31 protein-coding genes, 2 tRNA genes and 3 rRNA genes are annotated in these 19,813 nt (G+C 40.6%); 27 read left to right on the plus strand and 9 right to left on the minus strand.

The features are described 5' to 3' along the window. From ACERCG_RS08845 to ACERCG_RS08870, 6 genes are all read left to right on the plus strand, one after another. Positions 1–112: ribosomal RNA gene (locus tag ACERCG_RS08845) — 23S ribosomal RNA — on the plus strand; the annotation flags it as partial. Positions 113–273: 161 nt separating this feature from the next. Next, positions 274–389, plus strand: a 5S ribosomal RNA gene (gene rrf / locus ACERCG_RS08850). Between the two features lie 72 nt (positions 390–461). Further along, positions 462–577 (plus strand): 5S ribosomal RNA (gene rrf, locus ACERCG_RS08855). A gap of 11 nt (positions 578–588) precedes the next feature. Next, positions 589–665, plus strand: a tRNA-Asp gene (locus ACERCG_RS08860). Between the two features lie 113 nt (positions 666–778). Further along, positions 779–854 (plus strand) — tRNA-Trp (locus tag ACERCG_RS08865). A gap of 185 nt (positions 855–1,039) precedes the next feature. Continuing rightward, positions 1,040–1,162, plus strand: a complete 123-nt coding sequence (locus ACERCG_RS08870; RefSeq protein WP_373611682.1) for a hypothetical protein — start codon at positions 1,040–1,042, stop codon at positions 1,160–1,162. Between the two features lie 177 nt (positions 1,163–1,339). Here ACERCG_RS08870 and prmA read toward each other — a convergent pair whose 3' ends face one another. The 7 genes from prmA to ACERCG_RS08905 all read right to left on the minus strand — a co-directional run bounded on the left by prmA (position 1,340) and on the right by ACERCG_RS08905 (position 7,654). Beyond that, positions 1,340–2,224: a 50S ribosomal protein L11 methyltransferase gene (gene prmA / locus ACERCG_RS08875; protein ID WP_373611683.1), complete on the minus strand. Its 885-nt coding sequence runs from the start codon at positions 2,222–2,224 to the stop codon at positions 1,340–1,342. 63 nt (positions 2,225–2,287) lie between these two features. Next, positions 2,288–3,733, minus strand: a complete 1,446-nt coding sequence (gene tldD, locus ACERCG_RS08880) for a metalloprotease TldD (RefSeq protein ID WP_373611684.1) — start codon at positions 3,731–3,733, stop codon at positions 2,288–2,290. Between the two features lie 154 nt (positions 3,734–3,887). Then, entirely contained in the window at positions 3,888–4,517 is a 630-nt protein-coding gene (locus ACERCG_RS08885; RefSeq protein WP_373611685.1) for a glutathione S-transferase family protein, read from the minus strand. A gap of 15 nt (positions 4,518–4,532) precedes the next feature. Continuing rightward, the gene (lysA, locus tag ACERCG_RS08890; protein WP_373611686.1) at positions 4,533–5,783 is read right to left on the minus strand and encodes a diaminopimelate decarboxylase; all 1,251 of its coding nucleotides are present in this window, start codon (positions 5,781–5,783) and stop codon (positions 4,533–4,535) included. A gap of 105 nt (positions 5,784–5,888) precedes the next feature. Next, complete coding sequence (locus ACERCG_RS08895) at positions 5,889–5,999, minus strand: lipoprotein (RefSeq protein WP_006248213.1); 111 nt, start codon at positions 5,997–5,999, stop codon at positions 5,889–5,891. 320 nt (positions 6,000–6,319) lie between these two features. Then, positions 6,320–7,402 carry a hypothetical protein gene (locus tag ACERCG_RS08900; protein ID WP_373611687.1) on the minus strand — a complete coding sequence of 361 codons (1,083 nt, stop codon included), beginning with the start codon at positions 7,400–7,402 and terminating at the stop codon, positions 6,320–6,322. Positions 7,403–7,450: 48 nt separating this feature from the next. Continuing rightward, positions 7,451–7,654: a hypothetical protein gene (locus ACERCG_RS08905; protein WP_373611688.1), complete on the minus strand. Its 204-nt coding sequence runs from the start codon at positions 7,652–7,654 to the stop codon at positions 7,451–7,453. A 130-nt stretch (positions 7,655–7,784) separates the two neighbouring features. Between ACERCG_RS08905 and ACERCG_RS08910 the strand changes: the two genes are divergently transcribed. Beyond that, the gene (locus ACERCG_RS08910) at positions 7,785–8,153 is read left to right on the plus strand and encodes a transcriptional regulator (protein WP_373611689.1); all 369 of its coding nucleotides are present in this window, start codon (positions 7,785–7,787) and stop codon (positions 8,151–8,153) included. 117 nt (positions 8,154–8,270) lie between these two features. On the opposite strand, the gene fumC is transcribed toward ACERCG_RS08910, so the two are convergent. After that, the gene (gene fumC, locus ACERCG_RS08915; RefSeq protein WP_373611690.1) at positions 8,271–9,665 is read right to left on the minus strand and encodes a class II fumarate hydratase; all 1,395 of its coding nucleotides are present in this window, start codon (positions 9,663–9,665) and stop codon (positions 8,271–8,273) included. A gap of 144 nt (positions 9,666–9,809) precedes the next feature. After that, the gene (locus tag ACERCG_RS08920) at positions 9,810–10,457 is read right to left on the minus strand and encodes a TfoX/Sxy family DNA transformation protein (RefSeq protein ID WP_373611691.1); all 648 of its coding nucleotides are present in this window, start codon (positions 10,455–10,457) and stop codon (positions 9,810–9,812) included. Positions 10,458–10,908: 451 nt separating this feature from the next. Here ACERCG_RS08920 and rpsJ point away from each other — a divergent pair, with 451 nt between their 5' ends. The 20 genes from rpsJ (at position 10,909) to rpmD (ending at position 19,813) form a co-directional block, all read left to right on the plus strand. Then, entirely contained in the window at positions 10,909–11,220 is a 312-nt protein-coding gene (gene rpsJ / locus ACERCG_RS08925) for a 30S ribosomal protein S10 (protein WP_001181005.1), read from the plus strand. A 25-nt stretch (positions 11,221–11,245) separates the two neighbouring features. Next, positions 11,246–11,878: a 50S ribosomal protein L3 gene (gene rplC, locus ACERCG_RS08930; RefSeq protein WP_005818306.1), complete on the plus strand. Its 633-nt coding sequence runs from the start codon at positions 11,246–11,248 to the stop codon at positions 11,876–11,878. Between the two features lie 15 nt (positions 11,879–11,893). Then, positions 11,894–12,496, plus strand: a complete 603-nt coding sequence (gene rplD, locus ACERCG_RS08935) for a 50S ribosomal protein L4 (RefSeq protein ID WP_025236920.1) — start codon at positions 11,894–11,896, stop codon at positions 12,494–12,496. Continuing rightward, the gene (rplW, locus tag ACERCG_RS08940; protein WP_373611695.1) at positions 12,493–12,798 is read left to right on the plus strand and encodes a 50S ribosomal protein L23; all 306 of its coding nucleotides are present in this window, start codon (positions 12,493–12,495) and stop codon (positions 12,796–12,798) included. The genes rplD and rplW overlap by 4 nt, the downstream gene beginning before the upstream one ends. Positions 12,799–12,816: 18 nt before the next feature. Further along, positions 12,817–13,638 (plus strand): 50S ribosomal protein L2, encoded by an 822-nt coding sequence (rplB, locus tag ACERCG_RS08945; RefSeq protein WP_373611696.1) that lies wholly within the window; start codon positions 12,817–12,819, stop codon positions 13,636–13,638. Between the two features lie 30 nt (positions 13,639–13,668). Then, complete coding sequence (rpsS, locus tag ACERCG_RS08950) at positions 13,669–13,944, plus strand: 30S ribosomal protein S19 (protein ID WP_005539416.1); 276 nt, start codon at positions 13,669–13,671, stop codon at positions 13,942–13,944. A 10-nt stretch (positions 13,945–13,954) separates the two neighbouring features. Next, positions 13,955–14,287, plus strand: a complete 333-nt coding sequence (gene rplV / locus ACERCG_RS08955) for a 50S ribosomal protein L22 (protein ID WP_005599292.1) — start codon at positions 13,955–13,957, stop codon at positions 14,285–14,287. 19 nt (positions 14,288–14,306) lie between these two features. Further along, entirely contained in the window at positions 14,307–15,014 is a 708-nt protein-coding gene (gene rpsC / locus ACERCG_RS08960; RefSeq protein ID WP_373611697.1) for a 30S ribosomal protein S3, read from the plus strand. Between the two features lie 12 nt (positions 15,015–15,026). Next, positions 15,027–15,437, plus strand: a complete 411-nt coding sequence (rplP, locus tag ACERCG_RS08965) for a 50S ribosomal protein L16 (RefSeq protein WP_025218237.1) — start codon at positions 15,027–15,029, stop codon at positions 15,435–15,437. Further along, positions 15,437–15,628: a 50S ribosomal protein L29 gene (gene rpmC / locus ACERCG_RS08970; RefSeq protein ID WP_005711179.1), complete on the plus strand. Its 192-nt coding sequence runs from the start codon at positions 15,437–15,439 to the stop codon at positions 15,626–15,628. Before rplP ends, rpmC begins: the two co-directional genes overlap by 1 nt. Further along, positions 15,628–15,885, plus strand: coding sequence for a 30S ribosomal protein S17 (gene rpsQ / locus ACERCG_RS08975; RefSeq protein WP_273749422.1), 258 nt, complete (start codon positions 15,628–15,630; stop codon positions 15,883–15,885). Before rpmC ends, rpsQ begins: the two co-directional genes overlap by 1 nt. Positions 15,886–16,200: 315 nt before the next feature. Further along, on the plus strand, positions 16,201–16,572 hold the full coding sequence (gene rplN, locus ACERCG_RS08980) for a 50S ribosomal protein L14 (RefSeq protein WP_005711998.1): 372 nt from the start codon (positions 16,201–16,203) through the stop codon (positions 16,570–16,572). 10 nt (positions 16,573–16,582) lie between these two features. Continuing rightward, on the plus strand, positions 16,583–16,894 hold the full coding sequence (gene rplX, locus ACERCG_RS08985; RefSeq protein ID WP_283386706.1) for a 50S ribosomal protein L24: 312 nt from the start codon (positions 16,583–16,585) through the stop codon (positions 16,892–16,894). A 17-nt stretch (positions 16,895–16,911) separates the two neighbouring features. Further along, positions 16,912–17,451, plus strand: coding sequence for a 50S ribosomal protein L5 (rplE, locus tag ACERCG_RS08990; protein WP_025236914.1), 540 nt, complete (start codon positions 16,912–16,914; stop codon positions 17,449–17,451). 11 nt (positions 17,452–17,462) lie between these two features. Then, complete coding sequence (rpsN, locus tag ACERCG_RS08995; protein WP_373611699.1) at positions 17,463–17,768, plus strand: 30S ribosomal protein S14; 306 nt, start codon at positions 17,463–17,465, stop codon at positions 17,766–17,768. A gap of 36 nt (positions 17,769–17,804) precedes the next feature. Continuing rightward, a complete protein-coding gene (gene rpsH / locus ACERCG_RS09000) occupies positions 17,805–18,197 on the plus strand; it encodes a 30S ribosomal protein S8 (RefSeq protein ID WP_025216416.1) in 393 nt (130 codons plus the stop codon). A 16-nt stretch (positions 18,198–18,213) separates the two neighbouring features. Then, positions 18,214–18,747: a 50S ribosomal protein L6 gene (rplF, locus tag ACERCG_RS09005; RefSeq protein WP_373611700.1), complete on the plus strand. Its 534-nt coding sequence runs from the start codon at positions 18,214–18,216 to the stop codon at positions 18,745–18,747. 14 nt (positions 18,748–18,761) lie between these two features. After that, positions 18,762–19,115 (plus strand): 50S ribosomal protein L18, encoded by a 354-nt coding sequence (gene rplR, locus ACERCG_RS09010; protein ID WP_373611701.1) that lies wholly within the window; start codon positions 18,762–18,764, stop codon positions 19,113–19,115. Between the two features lie 14 nt (positions 19,116–19,129). Then, positions 19,130–19,630 carry a 30S ribosomal protein S5 gene (gene rpsE / locus ACERCG_RS09015; protein WP_005705945.1) on the plus strand — a complete coding sequence of 167 codons (501 nt, stop codon included), beginning with the start codon at positions 19,130–19,132 and terminating at the stop codon, positions 19,628–19,630. A 6-nt stretch (positions 19,631–19,636) separates the two neighbouring features. Then, on the plus strand, positions 19,637–19,813 hold the full coding sequence (gene rpmD, locus ACERCG_RS09020; protein ID WP_006250021.1) for a 50S ribosomal protein L30: 177 nt from the start codon (positions 19,637–19,639) through the stop codon (positions 19,811–19,813).

Below are 19,813 nucleotides of genomic sequence, written 5' to 3' on the forward strand. Positions count from 1 at the left end.
CAGACTTTAAGTCTGTAAGGGTTGTTGGAGACTACGACGTAGATAGGTCTGATGTGTAAGCGTTGCGAGACGTTGAGCTAACAGATACTAATTGCCCGAGAGGCTTAACTATACAACGCTCAAATGTTTTTAGGCTTGTTTTTGTATTGAGAAGAAGAACGAAACTAGAGAAGAAATCAATCGAAGTTAAGGAAGTTAATCTAACTATTAAAGTGAACTAAGAGTTAGATTAGGAAGTTAACTTAAAGAAATTCAAAAATAGAAAAGAATTTTCCCGACGACAAGAGTGCTGTGGTCCTACCTGACCCCATACCGAACTCAGAAGTAAAACGCAGTAACGTCGATGGTAGTGTGGTGATTCGCCATGTGAGAGTAGAACATCGTCGGGTTTTAATTTATTTAGTGAGTTTATTAGAAAGTATAAACTATATTTTAGTAAACTGACTAAATGAAAGAATTTGATTGATAACCAGAGTGCTGTGGCTCTACCTGACTCCATTCCGAACTCAGAAGTAAAACGCAGTAACGCCGATGGTAGTGTGGTGATTCGCCATGTGAGAGTAGGGCATTATCAATCTATGAATTTGCGGAGCGGTAGTTCAGCTGGTTAGAATACCTGCCTGTCACGCAGGGGGTCGCGGGTTCGAGTCCCGTCCGTTCCGCCAACTTATTTAANGTCACGCAGGGGGTCGCGGGTTCGAGTCCCGTCCGTTCCGCCAACTTATTTAAGTAGGGGCAAATCATTATTTGCCCCTACAACCACACAGAATTTACCAATAGGGGCGTAGTTCAATTGGTAGAGCACCGGTCTCCAAAACCGGGTGTTGGGAGTTCGAGCCTCTCCGCCCCTGCCATTATTTAGAAAGCCGACTGATTTCAGTCGGCTTTTTGCATTTCTGAATTTTGCAAAAAAATTGGGTAATTTAGACCGCTTATTATCTTGATTTTTTATCAGCCTTGCATAGTACTATGCATTTCCTTTCTCTTGACAGAGAAAGGAAAACAATCCTGTTAAACACTATTTTAGTGAGGCTACACTATGAATTTATCAGTTTTAGATGAAATAAAATTAAAGCAGTTGGAGCGATCTTTGGTTGAAAAAGCCAATGAAATTGAAATGAAAAAAGAGAAATCCTTACTTGGATTATGCGATTTTACTTGAAGTAACCATTTAATGTCGGAAAATCCAAGATGATATTATTCTATAATCGGATTTAGATGTTCAAATTGGGATAAGTAAAGCGTATCTATTGGATTTTACAAGGAGTTTTGTGTTTGGTGCTATGTTATTTAACGTTGAAAACCCGTAAAAATAAGCGGGCTTAAGCCCGCTTTTATTTTACAATATTTTTCTACCCGTAATTCTACACCATTCCTCTTTCTCTACCACAGGATCAAGCTCAAATGATGAGCTATAAGCCTCACATACACTTTCAGCCTGAGTGGCAAGAATGCCTGACAAGCCTAAATCGCCATTTGGTTTTACAAGAGTAATAATATTAGGTGCAAGTTCTTTTAATGGGCCTGCAAGAATATTGGCTACTACAACATCAGCTTGTAAATCTTTTGTCTGATCTTTAGCTAAGAATAGTTCTAAACGATCTTCTACACCATTGGCTTTCGCATTATTTTGGCTGGCTAAAATGGCTTGTGGATCGATATCAATCCCGATTGCCTGTTTCGCTCCGAGTTTAAGTGCTGCAATCGCTAAAATGCCTGAACCACAGCCGAAGTCGATAACTGTTTTGCCTGCTAAATCTAAACCATCTAACCACTGTAGGCAGAGTGAAGTTGTTGGGTGCGTACCTGTTCCGAATGCTAAACCAGGGTCTAGCATCACATTCACCGCATTTGGATCTGGCACTTCACGCCAGCTTGGACAAATCCATAAGCGTTTGCCAAATTGCATTGGGTGGAAGTTATCCATCCATTCACGCTCCCAGTCTTTATCTTCAATTTGCTCAATTTTATGGGCGAAATCCTCTCCCACTAATTTGCTAATTTTTAATGCTTCTACGATAACATTCATATCGGTTTCAGCATCAAATAAGCCAACTACATCGGTATTGCCCCATAAGCGGGTTTCGCCCGGAAGCGGTTCAAAAATAGGAGTGTCTTGGCTATCCATAAAAGTAACGGATACCGCTCCAATCTCTGTTAAAAAATCGCTGATTTCTTCAGCTTGTTTGTCTGTGCTATTTAAACGAATTTGTATCCAAGCCATTTTATTTCCTTTTACCGCTTACAAGCGGTGATATTTTCTCTAAATTTTGCAAATTGGATGGAGTTATCCACGTCCACCCACCGTAATCTTATCTAACTTCACAGTCGGCTGCCCCACACCGACCGGCACAGATTGCCCTTCTTTACCACAAGTGCCAATTCCGGGATCGAGCTCCATTTTTTTACCCACCATTGAAACTTGCTGCATTGCTTCAATCCCACTACCGATAAGTGTAGCACCTGTAACAGGTTTAGTGATTTTACCTTTTTCGATTAAGTAGGCTTCTGCGGTGGAGAACACAAATTTGCCTGAGGTAATATCAACTTGTCCACCGCTGAAGTGTGGAGCATATAAACCGTATTCGACGGATTCAATCATCTCTTCAAATTCGTGATTGCCTTCGGTGAGATAGGTATTTGTCATACGCGGCATCGGTAAATGAGCATAAGATTCTCGTCTGCCGTTACCTGTTGGTTCAATGCCCATTAAGCGAGCATTGAGTTTATCTTGCATATAGCCTTTTAGAACACCATTTTCAATCAATACGTTGCGTTGTGATGGTATGCCTTCGTCATCAACGGTAATTGAGCCTCGCATATCTGGTACAGTGCCATCATCAACGATAGTACAAAGTTCAGAGGTAACCATTTGCCCAATCTTGCCTGTAAAGAGAGAGGCTTCCTTACGGTTGAAATCGCCTTCTAAACCGTGCCCAACCGCTTCGTGTAATAAGATTCCCGGCCAGCCTGCACCGAGTACAATTGGCATTGTGCCTGCTGGGGCTGGAATGGCAGTAAGATTGACTAACGCTTGGCGAACAGCTTCTTTCGCAAGGGATTCTGCTCGACTAAAGCCCGTTGCATTCGGTTCTAAGAACCACGTTAAACCAAAACGCCCGCCCGCACCTGCTGAACCACGTTCACGCTTGCCGTTTTGTTCTACCAGTACCGAAATGGATAAACGTACCAATGGACGAATATCAGCGGCTAATGTGCCGTCTGTGGCTGCCACTAACATCTCCTCATAAACTGCGGATAGATTTGCGTTCACTTGGATAACACGAGGATCTTCCGAGCGTGCAGTTTTATCAACCAAATGAAGTAACTCTACTTTCTGCTCACGGCTAATCGTATCTAACGGATTGATCGCTGCATAGCGTGGGCAAGCGGTCGTTTTTTTGAAATTTTTTACCAATAATTGACCGCTTGTTTGGCTGATAGAGCGAGCTGCTGCTGCACATTGCTCTAATTGTTTGAGAGTGATTTGATCCGCATAGGCAAAACCTGTTTTCTCGCCTGAAACGGCACGCACACCAAAACCTCTGTCGATATAAAATCCACCTTCTTTGATGATACTATCTTCCAAGCTCCAACTTTCGTCTTGACTGAGTTGGAAATAGAGATCGGCGTAATCAATATCACGACCTGAAAAGTGATCAAGCACTTGGCTTAAGTGTGATAATTCAAGCCCACTTGGTGCAAGTAAGCTATCTGAAACCTTGTTTAACATTGTGATTCCTAAAAATAAAAATTCCCCTCTTTAGCAAAGAGGGGTTAGGGGAGATTTGGCAGAAGTATGTTACGCTCATAGGAAATTTGAGTATTGTATCAAATCTCCCCCAGCCCCTCTTTTCTAAAGAGGGGGGCTGAATACAAATTTGTACTTATCCTTTTAATCCCTCTTGTTCTCTTACATTATCTACGCCTTTATCTGCTTCAACACGTTGCATAAAGGCAGAAAGTTGTGAAAGATGAGAGAAATCTAAGCCTAAACGGCGGCACCAGTTCAACATAATGTAGAGGTAAACATCAGCAACCGAGATGGTTTCACCAAAGAAAATATGGCTCTCTAAATGCTCGTTCGCCACTTCAAGTTGCTCTAACACTTGTTCTGCGGCTTGTTGGCGAATGGCTTTGATTAATTCCTCATTGCCTTTCGCGTAGCTTGGTAGACGGAACAGTGGCACGAAAGATTTATGCACATCGGCATTAAAATAAGCTAACCAGCGAGCGGATTTGGCTTTATCACGAGCCGTTTTACTGCCGAAAAGTTTAGCATCTGGGTAAAGCTCATCTAAATAGTGAACGATTGCTTGGTTTTGTGGAAGTACTAAGTCGCCATCAACCAATAGCGGCACAGCTCCACGAGGGTTTAATGCCAAAAATTCAGGTGTTTTAATAAATTCACGGCTTACAGCTTGAAAGTCGTAATCTTGATTGGCGTGCAATTTGACCCATTCCAATGCAACGTGTGGCACGAATGAGCAAGCACCAACTAAACCATATAATTTCATCTATTTTTCCTCTTATTAAGGGAGTAATTTTTCCAAACGCCATAAATCAGCGTAAGTTGCTCGGGCTTTAATCAAATGGGCTTGGTTACCATCAACCATAATTTCTGCTGCTTGTGGGCGAGAGTTATAAGTTGATGACATTGCCGCCCCGTAAGCACCTGCAGAACGCATTGCGATTAAATCGCCTTCTGCAATCGCAAGCTCTCGCTGTTTACCTAAGAAATCGGAGGTTTCACAAATTGGGCCAACGACATCATAAATAGCAGTTTGGCGATCAAGGGTTTTATTCACTTCGGTAATTTGCATATAGGCTTCATAAAGGGCGGGGCGAATCATATCGTTCATACCTGTATCCACAATCGCAAAGTTGCGATCTTCATTCTGTTTCAGGTATTCCACTTTCGTCACCAAAATGCCTGCGTTTGCGGTAATAGCACGGCCCGGCTCAATAATAATTTCTAAGTTTTCGTAGCCTTTGAGTTTTTCTAATAGGGCTTTGGCGTATTCAGTCGGGTGCGGAGGCTCTTCGCCGTTGTAAGGCACGCCTAAACCACCGCCTAAGTCTAAGTGGTGTAGCTCAATGCCGTCTTCACGCAGTTGCTCCATTAAGACGATTAAGCGATCGGTTGCATCTAAAAACGGTTGTAATTCGGTTAATTGCGAGCCGATGTGGCAATCCATACCGGTAATTTTCACATTGGGTAGAGTTTTCGCCAAACGATAAACTTCACGAGCTTGAGTTACGCTTACGCCGAATTTGTTTTCTTTTAAACCAGTGGAAATATAAGGGTGAGTGTGGGCATCAACATCTGGGTTTACACGCAGAGAAATAGGAGCAACTTTACCTAATTCGCCAGCCACTTCGTTGATGCGGTGAAGTTCGGAAACCGATTCAATGTTAAAGCAACGAATCCCTACTTCCAACGCTCGCTTGATTTCGCTGTGCGATTTTGCTACACCGGAAAAGACAACTTTAGAGGCTTCGCCACCAGCGGCTAAGACACGCTCCAACTCGCCTTGAGAGACAATATCAAAGCCAGAGCCGAGACGAGCCATTACATTTAACAAGGCAATGTTAGAGTTGGATTTGACTGCAAAGCAAACTAAATGTGGGTGCAAGCCGAACGCATTATTGAATGCGTGCCAGTGGCGTTCAAGGGTGGCTCTGGAGTAAACATAAGCCGGTGTGCCGTATTGCTCGATAATATCGGCAATAGCGACTTCTTCGGCAAAAAGTTGGTTATTTTTATATTCAAAATGGTTCATTGAAAGTCCGTTGTGTTTGTGATTTTGAAAGAAAAAGAGGCAACAAGCGGTCGCTTTTTCACAAAAATTTGCAAAATTTTAGCAAAAACAGACCGCTTGCAATGATTATTTTTGTTCGTGTTTAGGGGCTTGCTCAGGGAAGTAGAGTGGGCCTTTGACCCCGCAAGCACTTAAGCCTAAAGTAGTTACTAATGCGATTAAAATGAGTTTTTTCATAGGTTTTTCCGCTTAAAAAATGATGCTTCATTCTAAAACAAAATCAGTACCCTCGCTATAAAAAAATAGCACTTCAGTGTTTAGTGAGACTTGACTATTGAGGTACTGATAGTTAAGAGTGGCTCAGATTATTTTAAGAAAATGAGTCTAACTTTCCAGAGCAGTTCAAAATCTCTGTCCTTGAATTTTCTATAAACTTTTGATAACAATGATCGTAAAGGCGAATAATTATTTGCACTTTTTATGTGAAAACAAGCGGTCGTTATTGGACAGTTTTTGCAAAATTTATCCGAAAAGCTACCGCTTGTCATATGCTATTACTACTGTTTTGTACCGCCGAAAACCGCGTGGTATTCTTTCATTTCACCAGCTTTGGCCTCTTTATTTTCTAGATTCACTCTACCAACGGCATCATCAAGTTTCGGACCAGTAAATAAACCACTATATTCCCCAGTAAAATCTCCCGCAAAGGCTTTGCCTTCAAACGCATTTGCTAATTTATGGACGGCAGTTTCACTTAGGCTGATTTTGCCAAGAGTATTGCTGTGAATTTCTCCTTTAACTGAAGAATCAGCAGCAAGGAAATTTTTACTTCCACCAAAATCAGCAGTCAGAGTTACTGTCCCATCTACAAATGGTTTACTTGGGATAGTGTCAGGTTCTCCAGATGCTCTTTCAGTTCTTGTGACTGCTAGAAGTTCGCCTTGATAGGTGGCTTGACCTTTTAACTCATTGAGATATTCGTTGCGGTTATTTTGGACAACAAACTCAATCACATTTTGTGGGTATGGCTTACCAGCATATAAACCTTGATAAAAAAGATCTGCTGTATTGCCATCATGCAGAATACCGTATGTGGTGTTTGGCTGATTAACAAATAGATAATCTATTTCTGTTTTTCGTACTTTTGTTCCGCTTACATCACTATGTCCTTGAATAGTTGGATCGGATAATGTGCCTTGATGTACGCCGAAATAGGGCTTGCCATCCTTGTTTCCTAACTCTTTGAAATCAATGATAACGTGATCATTTTCGGCTGAAAGTGGTGTAATAATCCAGTTTCCACCTTGCACACAATAGCCAGTGCAAGTGTTGTCATCTAGAAAATTAGACACTACCTTCAATGTTTTATATGAGCCAGTAATACTGTTTTCTGTCAAAGTACGGTTACGCCACTCCACGCCATTACTGTCTGTTTCGACATTTCTGTTTGCTATTGTTGGTTGTGATGGCTTGGTATTATTGGTACTTCCTTGATTTGGATTGACTGGTTGGGCGTTAGCTTGATTGTCTGTTGCGGCTGGAGAAATAGTTGCACTATTTTCGGATTTATTTGAACTGCCACAAGCTGTGATACCGAAAACCGCCATTGCCACAAGGCTGATTTTAATAATTTGTTTCATATGTTGTTCCTTAAACAAATGGCGATAATTTCTTATCGCCATTATAGATTAGTAAGATGAACCTAAAATTTTTCCAGTTGCTTGTGATGCTTTCGCTCCTGCCTCAATTTTGGCACGTGTTATAGCACTATCTTTAGCGGTCTTTGCAACACCTACAGCTTCTTCTTTTACAGAATTACCTAAACTCTGCAACTCAGCACAGCCCGTTAAAGTGACTACAGAGATCAACAACGCAAAAATGGATTTTTTCATAATGAGTTCCTTTTAAATAAACATAATCTGAACGTTTTAAACTAGATTAAACCAATTTAAAACCATATTAGTTTAATATAAAACCAAAATGGTTTACAGAAAAATTTTCGGTAGGCTAATAATTTACCTTATGAAAATACCCTCAGATAAAGAAAAATTCAGTGAGCGTCTAAAGTTTGCGTTGAGAAATTCACAGCCTACGCTCACTAAAACCAGTGATATTGCACTGCGTTTCAACCTTCGTCACCTAAATGAGCCAGTGACCCAGCAAGCGGTGCATAAATGGTTAAATGGGCTAGCTATCCCATCTCAGGATAAAATAGATACTCTAGCAGACTGGTTATCAGTTAAACCAGAATGGTTGAGGTATGGTGTTGCTGATGATGAGCCAAACTATTCACCCCTTGATGAAATGTTAATTGAGTTGATCTATAAGCTCTCTGAACAGCAAAAAACGGCATTGTTGAGTTTTATCACTGCGTTTAAAGATAAATCGTGATAAAAGAGGGGGATTGTTAAGCGGTAGGATTTTTATTTTACTTGTAAAAAAATCTGCACTTTAATTTGTTAGTTTTTACCAACGCTTAAAGTGCAGATTGTCTAATTTAGTCGGGGCTTATTTCAAGCTGCCGACCATATCCTCAGGGCGAACCCATTCATCGAACTGTTCTGCCGTGACTAAGCCTAAGTTAATCGCTTCTTCTTTCAGTGTTGTGCCATTTTTGTGGGCAGTTTTGGCGATTTTCGCTGCATTTTCGTAGCCGATATGGGTATTTAATGCGGTCACTAGCATCAGCGATTGGTCGAGCTGTTGTTTAATGCGAGGATAGTTCGGTTCAATACCGACTGCACAGTGTTCGTCAAATGACACACACGCATCGCCTAGCAGTTGAGCCGATTGTAGGAAGTTGTACGCCATCACCGGTTTATAGACATTCAGTTGGAAATGCCCTTGTGTGCCGGCGAAAGAGATGGTTACATCATTGCCTAACACTTGGGCACAGACCATTGTCATCGCTTCGCATTGGGTTGGGTTTACTTTGCCTGGCATAATAGATGAACCCGGCTCGTTTTCAGGAATAAGAATTTCGCCAATGCCTGAACGAGGGCCGGAGGCTAATAAGCGGACATCGTTGGCAATTTTATAGAGAGACACTGCAAGCTGTTTTAACGCACCGTGGGTTTCAACAATCGCATCGTGAGTCGCTAATGCCTCAAATTTGTTTTGAGCGGTAACGAACGGTAAACCGGTGAATTTTGCGATATATTCCGCAACTTTCACATCGTAACCTTTCGGGGTATTCAAGCCGGTGCCGACTGCCGTGCCACCGAGGGCTAATTCACGCAGGTGTGGCAGGGTGTTTTCCAATGCTTTGATGCCGAAGGCTAACTGTGCTGCATAGGCAGAGAACTCTTGACCGAGCGTGAGCGGGGTAGCGTCCATTAAGTGAGTACGCCCGATTTTTACCACATCTTTAAAGGCTTCGGCTTTTTCCGCTAAGGTTTTTTGCAGGCGTTTCACGCACGGCAGCGTGTGTTCCACCACTTTTTTGTAGGCGGCGATGTGCATTGCGGTTGGGTAGGTGTCGTTAGACGATTGGGATTTATTCACATCATCATTCGGGTGAATAATCGATTTTTCGCCCAGTTTACCGCCGTTTAACACGTGGGCACGGTTTGCCACCACTTCATTCACGTTCATATTCGACTGTGTACCCGAGCCGGTTTGCCAAATTACCAGCGGGAATTGATCGTCTAGCTTATTCGCCAAAATCTCATCGCAGGCTTTTGCAATTAAATCCCGTTTTTCGACCGCTAGTACGCCTAAGTCGTGGTTGGCATAGGCAGCCGCTTTTTTCAGATAACCAAACGCTTCGATAATTTCCGCCGGCATTGATGCCTCCGGCCCGATTTTGAAGTTATTGCGTGAACGCTCGGTTTGTGCCGCCCAATATTTATCGGTAGGGACTTGCACTTCGCCCATTGTGTCTTTTTCGATACGGAATGTCATTATTTACTCCTTGTTTTAAAAGTTAGAATCAATAAGCTCTAGTTATTTAGAGGTATGGCAAATACTAGCATAGAAAGGAAAAAGAAAGGAATTGCCAGAGGCAATTCCTTATTGATTTTTTGCTATTTTATGATATGGATCACATTATCTAACGGAGGTGTTAAATCTTTTTCTAAAGCCCGCTTGATATAAAGCCTGATTAGCCTCTTGCATAATAGCTCTTTTTTGTTCCTCGCTAAATGTATAAATATATTGATGATTTAAGGCTCCGTTCAACTTGAATAGCAAATCTTCAGTTGCTTCAAAACCTTGCATAACCAATTTGATAAATGCCGAAATATAACCAACTTCAGTAAAATCTTGTATTGAAAGGATTCCTACTTTTTTCAGCATCCTTTCCAATTTTAGGTTCATATTAGGTAACGTGCGAATTTGAGTTGAGCGTTTGTTATATATTCTTTGCTTTTCGGATTGCAATTCTTCTAATGTAGCGTGAATGAGTGAATTCAACTTTGATGAGTTAGCTAAAATAGTATTTGGAATAAAATAGAATTTTCTGCTTTGCAATCCTATTTTATCGTCAGATAGATTATAGGTTTCGGCGTGTTGGCTAATAGGTGGTATATCTTTTTGAGAAATACGCAGATAAGTTACTCCATTTTGATACAATGCAATCATCAAATTATTTTTAAAAACTGCATAGTAAGAAAAGTAGGTTTTTACGCGAAATTCTCCAAGAATAGGTTCGAATAGTGGAGAGATTTCTTTTCTAATTTCATTGACTGTTTGCATATAGTGACTCCATATAAGGTTATGTAATTATAGGTCTATGAACAATAAATACTGTTATTGATTAAATTTCAACAAGGATTTTTTAGATTTGTGAAGTGGCTCGAAAAGTTTGAATAAAAAAATCTGAAAATGCACTTTATTTGAGTTACTTCAAATGAAGTCTTTAGGAAGTTGTGTATCTTGAAATGTTTACTTTAATGGTTAAAAAAGATAAAAAGTAAAAACTACTTGCATAAGTATAGTAAAAAGAGTATTATAGATAAGCTTTAGGTAACTGAAGACGTTTGATGTAATCATTTATCAAATGACATTACAGATATTGTAATGTAAAAAATGTTCCTAATCTTGGAACTACATAGGTTTAACTGAGCTCCCTTAATCTGAATTTAATGGTTAAGTTGGTAGTTTGGTTTTTTTATTAGCTAAATTTTTTAATTGGAGCTCTGGTCTAATGCAGAACCAAAGAATCCGTATCCGCTTAAAAGCATTTGATCATCGTTTAATTGATCAATCTACTGCGGAGATCGTAGAAACAGCTAAACGTACTGGTGCACAAGTTCGTGGTCCAATTCCTTTACCAACTCGTAAAGAACGTTTCACTGTATTGATTTCTCCACACGTGAATAAAGATGCACGTGACCAATATGAAATCCGTACTCACAAACGTTTAGTTGATATTGTTGAACCAACAGAAAAAACTGTTGATGCATTAATGCGTTTAGATCTAGCTGCTGGCGTTGACGTTCAGATTAGTCTAGGTTAATTGGGAATTTTAAGAGGTTATTACAATGATTGGTTTAATCGGTCGTAAAGTTGGTATGACCCGCGTTTTCACTGAAGACGGCGTGTCTATTCCAGTTACCGTTATCGAAATCGAAGCCAACCGTGTTACTCAAGTTAAAACCCTTGAAAACGATGGCTACTCTGCAATTCAAGTTACTACCGGCACTAAAAAAGCTAGCCGTGTAACTAAACCAGAAGCAGGTCATTTCGTGAAAGCAGGTGTTGAAGCTGGTCGCGGTTTATGGGAATTTCGTACTGAAGGTGAAACTCAAGAGTTCACTTTAGGTCAAGAAATCAATGTTGACATCTTCACAGATGTTAAAAAAGTAGATGTTACTGGTACATCAAAAGGTAAAGGTTTCCAAGGTGGTGTTAAACGTTGGAACTTCCGTACTCAAGATGCTACACACGGTAACTCTTTATCACATCGTGTACTTGGTTCTATTGGTCAAAACCAAACTCCAGGTCGTGTGTTTAAAGGTAAAAAAATGGCAGGACACTTAGGTGCTGAGCGTGTAACTGTTCAATCACTTGAAGTTGTTCGTGTAGATGCTGAGCGTAAATTATTATTAGTTAAAGGTGCTGTTCCAGGCGCAACTAATAGTGATGTTATCGTGAAACCAGCTGTTAAAGCATAAGTCTAGGAGATAGAGATGGAATTACAAGTTGTAGGTGCAAACGCACTAACTGTTTCTGAAACTACCTTCGGACGTGAGTTTAATGAAGCATTAATCCACCAAGTAGTTGTTGCTTATGCAGCAGGTGCTCGTCAAGGAAGCCGTGCGCAAAAAACTCGTGCTGAAGTGTCTGGTTCAGGTAAAAAACCTTGGCGTCAAAAAGGTACAGGCCGTGCACGTTCTGGTGATATCAAATCACCAATCTGGCGTTCAGGTGGTGTAACTTTTGCTGCGAAACCACAAGATCACAGCCAAAAAGTTAACAAAAAAATGTACCGTGGTGCAATCAAAAGTATTCTTTCTGAGTTAGTTCGTCAAGACCGTTTAGTGGTTGTTGAGAAATTCGAAATTGACGCACCAAAAACTAAAGTATTAGCACAAAAATTAAAAGATATGGCGTTAACTGACGCTCTTATCATTACTGCAAACGTAGATGAAAATCTATTCTTAGCAGCACGTAACTTATACAAAGTTGATGTACGTGATGTTCAAGGTATCGACCCAGTAAGCTTAATCGCTTTCGACAAAGTGGTTGTTACTGTAGATGCAGTAAAACAAATTGAGGAGATGTTAGCATGATTCAACAAGAACGTTTGCTAAATGTGTTAAAAGCACCACATATCTCTGAAAAAGCGACAAACAACGCAGAAAAAGGCAATACTATCGTATTCAAAGTTGCATTAGATGCAAACAAAGTTGAAATTGCAAATGCAGTTGAACAACTTTTCGAAGTTAAAGTTGATTCTGTTCGCACAGTGGTTGTTAAAGGTAAAACTAAACGCCGTGGTGCTAAAGTTGGTCGTCGTAGTGACTGGAAAAAAGCTTATGTAACTCTTCAAGAAGGTCAATCACTTGACTTCGTTGAAGGTACGGCAGAGTAATCAGAGGAGATAATATAAATGGCTATCGTTAAATGTAAGCCGACCTCCGCTGGTCGTCGTCACGTAGTTAAAGTTGTTAACACTGAGCTACACAAAGGTAAACCTTTCGCAGCACTTTTAGATTCTAAATCTAAAACTGGTGGTCGTAACAACTTAGGTCGTATTACAACTCGTCACATCGGTGGCGGTCATAAACAACACTACCGTTTAATTGACTTCAAACGTAACAAATTAGACATTCCGGGTGTTGTTGAGCGTTTAGAATACGATCCAAACCGTTCTGCGAATATCGCATTAGTTCTTTATAAAGATGGTGAACGCCGTTATATCTTAGCACCAAAAGGTTTATCTGCTGGTGATACGATTCAAGCAGGTGCTTCAGCTCCGATTAAAGTAGGTAATGCATTACCTATGCGGAACATTCCGGTTGGTTCAACTGTTCACAACGTTGAATTAAAACCTGGTAAAGGCGGTCAAATCGCTCGTTCTGCAGGTACATATGTACAAATTATCGCTCGTGAAGGTAACTATGTAACTTTACGTCTTCGTTCAGGCGAAATGCGTAAAGTATTAGCTGAGTGTACTGCAACTATCGGTGAAGTAGGTAACTCAGAGCATATGCTTCGCGTTCTTGGTAAAGCAGGTGCAAACCGTTGGAGAGGTATTCGTCCAACAGTTCGTGGTACTGCGATGAACCCGGTAGACCATCCACACGGTGGTGGTGAAGGTCGTAACTTCGGTAAACACCCTGTTACTCCTTGGGGCGTTCAGACCAAAGGTAAGAAAACTCGTCACAACAAACGTACTGATAAATTCATTGTACGTCGTCGTGGCAAATAATTTTATTCATTAACTAAAAGGTAAACACCAATGCCACGTTCCCTCAAGAAAGGTCCTTTCCTTGACCTACACTTGTTGAAGAAGGTAGAGAAGGCGGTGGAAAGCGGGGATAAAAAACCAATTAAAACTTGGTCCCGTCGTTCAATGATCATTCCATCAATGATTGGTTTGACCATCGCAGTCCATAATGGTCGTCAGCACGTTCCTGTTTATGTTTCCGATGAAATGATCGGTCATAAATTAGGTGAATTTGCCCCGACTCGTACATACCGCGGTCATGCCGCAGATAAGAAAGCTAAGAAATAAGAGGTAAAAGATGGAAACTATTGCTAAACATCGTTACGCTCGTACTTCTGCCCAAAAAGCTCGCTTAGTTGCTGACTTAATCCGTGGTAAAAAAGTTGCGCAAGCATTAGAAATCTTAACTTTCACTAACAAAAAAGCAGCTGCTTTAGTTAAGAAAGTATTAGAGTCAGCTATTGCAAACGCAGAGCACAATGACGGTGCAGATGTCGATGATCTTAAAGTTGCTAAAATCTTCGTTGATGAAGGTCCAAGCATGAAACGTGTAATGCCACGTGCAAAAGGTCGTGCAGATCGTATTTTAAAACGTACAAGCCACATTACTGTGGTTGTGTCAGATCGTTAATTAAGTAGGAGAATAACAAATGGGTCAGAAAGTACATCCTAATGGTATTCGCCTTGGTATTGTTAAGCCTTGGAACTCTACTTGGTTCGCGAATACACAAGATTTCGCTGATAATTTAGACGGCGATTTCAAAGTACGTAAATTTTTAAATAAAGAGTTAGCGAATGCTTCTGTATCACGCATCACTATTGAGCGTCCTTCAAAAAGTATTCGTGTAACTATTCACACAGCTCGCCCTGGTATCGTTATTGGTAAAAAAGGCGAAGATGTTGAAAAATTACGCAACGCAGTTGCTAAAATTGCTGGTGTTCCGGCTCAAATCAACATTGCTGAAGTGAAAAAACCAGAGCTAGATGCTAAATTAGTAGCAGATAGCATCGCTTCTCAACTTGAGCGTCGTGTAATGTTCCGCCGCGCAATGAAAAAAGCGGTACAAAACGCGATGAAATTAGGTGCTAAAGGTATCAAAGTTGAAGTTAGCGGTCGTTTAGGTGGTGCAGAAATTGCTCGCTCAGAATGGTATCGTGAAGGTCGTGTACCTCTACATACACTTCGTGCAGACATCGATTATAGCACAGCTGAAGCTCACACAACTTACGGCGTAATCGGCGTTAAAGTGTGGATCTTCAAAGGTGAAATTCTTGGTGGAATGGCTGCAGTGATTGAATCTGAAAAAGAACCAGCGGCACAGCCTAAAAAGGCGCCACGTGGCAAAGGTCGTAAATAAGGAGATCACTGAATGTTACAACCAAAACGCACAAAATTCCGTAAAGTACACAAAGGTCGTAATCGTGGTATCGCGGGCGGCACAGAAGTGAGCTTCGGTTCATTCGGTTTAAAAGCGGTTGGCCGTGGTCGTTTAACAGCACGTCAAATTGAAGCTGCTCGTCGTGCGATGAGTCGTGCGGTAAAACGTCAAGGTAAAATTTGGATCCGTGTTTTCCCAGACAAACCAATCACTGAAAAACCATTAGAAGTCCGTATGGGTAAAGGTAAAGGTAACGTTGAGTACTGGGTAGCCCTAATCCAACCGGGTAAAGTATTATATGAAATGGATGGTGTTTCTGAAGAAGTTGCACGCAATGCGTTTGCTTTAGCAGCAGCTAAACTTCCGTTCAAAACCACATTTGTAACTAAAACGGTGATGTAATGAAAGCTCAAGAACTACGTAACAAAAGTGTTGAAGAGCTGAATGGCGAATTAGTAAACCTTTTAGGTGAGCAATTCAAACTGCGTATGCAGGCAGCCACCGGTCAGCTTCAACAAACCCACCAGTTAAAACAAGTGCGTCGTAGTATTGCACAAGTTAAAACTGTATTAACCGAAAAGGCGGGTGAATAATGACTGATAAAATTCGTACAGTACAAGGTAAAGTGGTTAGCGACAAAATGGATAAATCATTTGTAGTTGCTATCGAACGTACAGTTAAACATCCTTTATATGGTAAGTTTATCCGTCGTACTACTAAACTTCACGTACACGATGAAAACAACGAAGCTAAATTAGGTGATGTTGTTGAAATTAAGGAATGTCGTCCTGTTTCAAAAACTAAATCTTGGACTTTAGTTCGTGTAGTTGAAAAAGCAGTTATCGCTTAATTAACTATAAAGTAATAAAACCTCAGCAATTTGCTGGGGTTTTTCATTTTATAATAATTGTAGCTAAGGCGAGACGATACAATACAAGAGGTTAAATTTTCTTAATTTTTTGCAAATTTTCTCTGTTTTTTGACCACTTGTTAAAAAGTAATGAGTAGAGAAATAATTCACGAAAAATAGATCATTGAAATCAAGAATAATCCTTAAAAATTACTTGATTAATTTCTTTATTTTTAGTATATTTTGCACCCTGTTTATGTTCTGTAAACAGGTTCGTCCCGAAAGGGTGTTTTTTTATTTTAACGGAGCACTAATATGATCCAAGAACAGACTATGCTGGATGTTGCTGATAACTCAGGGGCTCGTAGCGTAATGTGTATCAAGGTTCTAGGTGGATCGCACCGTCGTTACGCTGCTATCGGAGATATCATCAAAGTTACTGTGAAAGAAGCAATTCCACGCGGTAAAGTTAAAAAAGGTGATGTGTTAAAAGCAGTTGTTGTGCGCACCAAGAAGGGTGTTCGTCGCCCAGATGGCGCAGTTATTCGTTTCGATGGCAATGCTTGTGTAATTTTAAACAATAACACAGAGCAACCAATCGGTACTCGTATTTTTGGACCGGTGACTCGTGAACTTCGTTCTGAGAAGTTTATGAAAATCATCTCTTTAGCTCCAGAAGTACTATAAGGAGAATGTAATGGCTGCAAAAATCCGTCAAAACGATGAAGTAATTGTTCTTACAGGTAAAGATAAGGGCAAACGTGGTAAGGTAACTAAAGTGTTACCAAATGGTAAAGTTTTTGTTGAGGGTATCAACATCGTAACTAAACATGAAAAACCAGTTCCAGCATTAGGTAAAGCTGGTGGTTTAGTGAAAAAAGAAGCGGCAATTGATGCTTCAAATGTTGCAATTTTCAACCCTGAAACGAACAAAGCTGACCGTGTAGGATTTAGAATTGAAGATGGTAAAAAAGTACGTTTCTTCAAATCTAACGAGAAATTAATTTAATTAACTGGAGTAATGTGATGGCGAAACTGCATGATTACTACAGAGATACAGTAGTTAATGAATTAAAAGAGAAATTCAACTACTCATCTGTCATGCAAGTCCCACGAATCGAAAAGATTACCCTGAATATGGGTGTGGGTGAAGCATTGACCGACAAAAAACTGTTAGATAACGCAGTAGCAGATCTAGCAGCAATCAGCGGTCAAAAACCATTAGTAACCAAAGCTCGCAAATCTGTTGCAGGCTTTAAAATCCGTCAAGGGTATCCAATCGGTTGCAAAGTAACCCTACGTGGTGAACGTATGTGGGAATTCTTTGAAAGATTGATTACTATCGCTGTTCCACGTATCCGTGACTTCCGCGGTTTAAACGCTAAGTCATTTGATGGTCGTGGTAATTACAGTATGGGTGTTCGTGAACAAATCATTTTCCCTGAAATCGACTACGATAAAGTAGATCGTGTACGTGGTTTAGATATTACTATTACTACAACAGCGAAAAGCGATGAAGAAGGCCAAGCTTTATTAGCTGCTTTCAATTTCCCATTCCGTAAATAAGGTAGGTTATCGTGGCAAAACAATCAATGATCGCACGTGATGTGAAACGTGCTAAATTAGCTGATAAATTCTACGCAAAACGTCAAGAGTTAAAAGCGATTATTTCAAATGAAAACTCTTCTGATGAAGAACGTTGGGATGCAGTGTTAAAGTTACAAACTTTACCACGTGATTCAAACCCAATCCGTCAGCGTAATCGTTGCCGTCAAACTGGTCGTCCACATGGTGTACTTCGTAAGTTTGGTTTAAGCCGTATTAAAGTCCGTGAAGCTGCTATGCGTGGCGAAATTCCGGGTCTTAAGAAGGCAAGCTGGTAATAACCTCTTTTAATTTGGAATCATGGGAGTAAATACATGAGCATGCAAGATCCAATCGCAGATATGCTGACCCGTATTCGTAACGGTCAAGCTGCGAATAAAGTTGCAATCAGTATGCCTTCATCTAAGTTAAAAGTTGCTATCGCAAATGTTTTAGCTGAAGAAGGTTATATCGAAAGCGTTAAAGTTGTTGAAGGTGCAAAACCTGAACTGGAAATTACTTTGAAATATTTCCAAAACAAACCAGTTGTAGAAAGTATTCAACGTGTGAGCCGTCCTGGTCTTCGTATTTACAAACGTAAAGATGAATTACCAAAAGTTATGGGTGGTTTAGGTATTGCAGTTGTTTCTACATCTAAAGGTGTAATGACCGACCGTGCAGCTCGCCAAGCTGGCTTAGGCGGCGAAATTATCTGTTACGTAGCATAATGGAGGGGTAGGAAGAATGTCTCGTGTTGCAAAAGCACCTGTTAATATTCCTGCCGGTGTTGAGGTAAAACTTAACGGTCAGCTATTAACAGTTAAAGGTAAAAACGGCGAGTTATCTCGTGAAATTCACAATGCAGTTGAAGTAAAACAAGAAGCTGATGCATTAACTTTCGCTCCACGCGAAGGTGTTGCTAATGCAGATGCTCAAGCAGGTACAGCTCGTGCACTAGTAAATAATATGGTGATCGGCGTTACTGAAGGCTTTACTAAGAAATTGCAATTATTGGGTGTTGGTTATAGAGCACAAATGAAAGGTAACTCTGTTGCTTTAAGTTTAGGTTTCTCTCACCCAGTAGAACACGCGTTGCCAGCAGGCGTAACTGGTGAATGTCCATCACAAACAGAAATTATTCTGAAAAGTGCTGACAAACAGTTAATTGGTCAAGTGGCAGCAGATATTCGTGCATATCGCAAACCTGAGCCTTATAAAGGTAAAGGTGTACGTTACTCTGATGAAGTAGTACGTACTAAAGAAGCGAAGAAAAAGTAAAGTAAGGTAACACTATGGATAAGAAAGTAGCTCGTATCCGTCGTGCAAGCCGTGCACGTCATTTAATGAGAGAGCAAGGTGCAACACGTTTAGTTGTGCATCGCACACCTCGCCATATTTACGCGCAGGTAATTGCACCTAATGGCTCAGAAGTACTAGCAGCAGCTTCAACTGTTGAGAAAGTAATTAAAGAGCAAGTTAAATATACCGGCAATAAAGATGCGGCAGCAGTAGTAGGTAAAATCGTTGCTGAGCGTGCTATTGCCAAAGGTATTCAAGCGGTTGCGTTTGATCGTTCTGGTTTCAAATACCACGGTCGTGTGCAATCATTAGCAGATGCTGCTCGTGAAGCTGGTCTACAGTTCTAATAGAGGAATTTGAGATGTCAAACATCGAAAAACAAGCTGGTGAACTGCAGGAGAAGCTAATCGCGGTTAACCGTGTTTCAAAAACCGTAAAAGGTGGTCGTATCATGAGTTTCACTGCTTTAACAGTAGTGGGTGATGGTAATGGTCGTGTTGGTTTTGGCTACGGTAAAGCACGTGAGGTTCCAGCAGCAATCCAAAAAGCGATGGAAAAAGCTCGTCGCAATATGATTAATGTAGCTTTAAATGAAGGTACATTACAACATCCTGTTAAAGGTTCTCACACTGGTTCACGCGTATTTATGCAACCAGCAAGTGAAGGTACGGGTATCATTGCAGGTGGTGCAATGCGTGCAGTATTAGAAGTTGCAGGTGTTCGTAACGTTCTTTCTAAAGCGTATGGTTCAACCAACCCAATTAATGTTGTACGTGCGACAATTGATGCACTTGAAAACATGAAATCACCTGAGATGGTTGCTGCAAAACGTGGCAAAACAGTTGAAGAAATTTTGGGGTAATTGGATATGGCAAAAATTAAAGTAACTCAAACTCGTAGCTCTATTGCTCGGTTACCGAAACATAAAGCAACGTTAAAAGGCTTAGGTCTTCGTCATATTCGTCATACTGTAGAACTTGAAGATACACCAGCAGTGCGTGGTATGATCAATCAAGTATCTTATATGGTTAAAGTAGAGGAGTAA

It is taken from the genome of Mannheimia sp. E30BD, from assembly GCF_041807785.1.
In the GTDB taxonomy this organism is placed as follows: domain Bacteria; phylum Pseudomonadota; class Gammaproteobacteria; order Enterobacterales; family Pasteurellaceae; genus Mannheimia.

What these genes read in the sequence shown, in the direction of transcription:
- lysA (WP_373611686.1), bottom strand. Translation starts at nt 5,783, where the DNA reads ATGAACCATTTTGAATATAAAAATAACCAACTTTTTGCCGAAGAAGTC.
- ACERCG_RS08900 (WP_373611687.1), bottom strand. Translation starts at nt 7,402, where the DNA reads ATGAAACAAATTATTAAAATCAGCCTTGTGGCAATGGCGGTTTTCGGT.
- rplE (WP_025236914.1), top strand. Translation starts at nt 16,912, where the DNA reads ATGGCGAAACTGCATGATTACTACAGAGATACAGTAGTTAATGAATTA.
- rpmD (WP_006250021.1), top strand. Translation starts at nt 19,637, where the DNA reads ATGGCAAAAATTAAAGTAACTCAAACTCGTAGCTCTATTGCTCGGTTA.
- ACERCG_RS08885 (WP_373611685.1), bottom strand. Translation starts at nt 4,517, where the DNA reads ATGAAATTATATGGTTTAGTTGGTGCTTGCTCATTCGTGCCACACGTT.
- ACERCG_RS08910 (WP_373611689.1), top strand. Translation starts at nt 7,785, where the DNA reads ATGAAAATACCCTCAGATAAAGAAAAATTCAGTGAGCGTCTAAAGTTT.
- ACERCG_RS08895 (WP_006248213.1), bottom strand. Translation starts at nt 5,999, where the DNA reads ATGAAAAAACTCATTTTAATCGCATTAGTAACTACTTTAGGCTTAAGT.
- ACERCG_RS08905 (WP_373611688.1), bottom strand. Translation starts at nt 7,654, where the DNA reads ATGAAAAAATCCATTTTTGCGTTGTTGATCTCTGTAGTCACTTTAACG.
- rplF (WP_373611700.1), top strand. Translation starts at nt 18,214, where the DNA reads ATGTCTCGTGTTGCAAAAGCACCTGTTAATATTCCTGCCGGTGTTGAG.
- ACERCG_RS08920 (WP_373611691.1), bottom strand. Translation starts at nt 10,457, where the DNA reads ATGCAAACAGTCAATGAAATTAGAAAAGAAATCTCTCCACTATTCGAA.
- rpmC (WP_005711179.1), top strand. Translation starts at nt 15,437, where the DNA reads ATGAAAGCTCAAGAACTACGTAACAAAAGTGTTGAAGAGCTGAATGGC.
- rplN (WP_005711998.1), top strand. Translation starts at nt 16,201, where the DNA reads ATGATCCAAGAACAGACTATGCTGGATGTTGCTGATAACTCAGGGGCT.
- rplX (WP_283386706.1), top strand. Translation starts at nt 16,583, where the DNA reads ATGGCTGCAAAAATCCGTCAAAACGATGAAGTAATTGTTCTTACAGGT.
- rplB (WP_373611696.1), top strand. Translation starts at nt 12,817, where the DNA reads ATGGCTATCGTTAAATGTAAGCCGACCTCCGCTGGTCGTCGTCACGTA.
- rpsS (WP_005539416.1), top strand. Translation starts at nt 13,669, where the DNA reads ATGCCACGTTCCCTCAAGAAAGGTCCTTTCCTTGACCTACACTTGTTG.
- rpsH (WP_025216416.1), top strand. Translation starts at nt 17,805, where the DNA reads ATGAGCATGCAAGATCCAATCGCAGATATGCTGACCCGTATTCGTAAC.
- rpsE (WP_005705945.1), top strand. Translation starts at nt 19,130, where the DNA reads ATGTCAAACATCGAAAAACAAGCTGGTGAACTGCAGGAGAAGCTAATC.
- rpsJ (WP_001181005.1), top strand. Translation starts at nt 10,909, where the DNA reads ATGCAGAACCAAAGAATCCGTATCCGCTTAAAAGCATTTGATCATCGT.
- rplR (WP_373611701.1), top strand. Translation starts at nt 18,762, where the DNA reads ATGGATAAGAAAGTAGCTCGTATCCGTCGTGCAAGCCGTGCACGTCAT.
- rpsC (WP_373611697.1), top strand. Translation starts at nt 14,307, where the DNA reads ATGGGTCAGAAAGTACATCCTAATGGTATTCGCCTTGGTATTGTTAAG.
- rplC (WP_005818306.1), top strand. Translation starts at nt 11,246, where the DNA reads ATGATTGGTTTAATCGGTCGTAAAGTTGGTATGACCCGCGTTTTCACT.
- prmA (WP_373611683.1), bottom strand. Translation starts at nt 2,224, where the DNA reads ATGGCTTGGATACAAATTCGTTTAAATAGCACAGACAAACAAGCTGAA.
- rplP (WP_025218237.1), top strand. Translation starts at nt 15,027, where the DNA reads ATGTTACAACCAAAACGCACAAAATTCCGTAAAGTACACAAAGGTCGT.
- rplW (WP_373611695.1), top strand. Translation starts at nt 12,493, where the DNA reads ATGATTCAACAAGAACGTTTGCTAAATGTGTTAAAAGCACCACATATC.
- rplD (WP_025236920.1), top strand. Translation starts at nt 11,894, where the DNA reads ATGGAATTACAAGTTGTAGGTGCAAACGCACTAACTGTTTCTGAAACT.
- rplV (WP_005599292.1), top strand. Translation starts at nt 13,955, where the DNA reads ATGGAAACTATTGCTAAACATCGTTACGCTCGTACTTCTGCCCAAAAA.
- ACERCG_RS08870 (WP_373611682.1), top strand. Translation starts at nt 1,040, where the DNA reads ATGAATTTATCAGTTTTAGATGAAATAAAATTAAAGCAGTTGGAGCGA.
- rpsQ (WP_273749422.1), top strand. Translation starts at nt 15,628, where the DNA reads ATGACTGATAAAATTCGTACAGTACAAGGTAAAGTGGTTAGCGACAAA.
- fumC (WP_373611690.1), bottom strand. Translation starts at nt 9,665, where the DNA reads ATGACATTCCGTATCGAAAAAGACACAATGGGCGAAGTGCAAGTCCCT.
- tldD (WP_373611684.1), bottom strand. Translation starts at nt 3,733, where the DNA reads ATGTTAAACAAGGTTTCAGATAGCTTACTTGCACCAAGTGGGCTTGAA.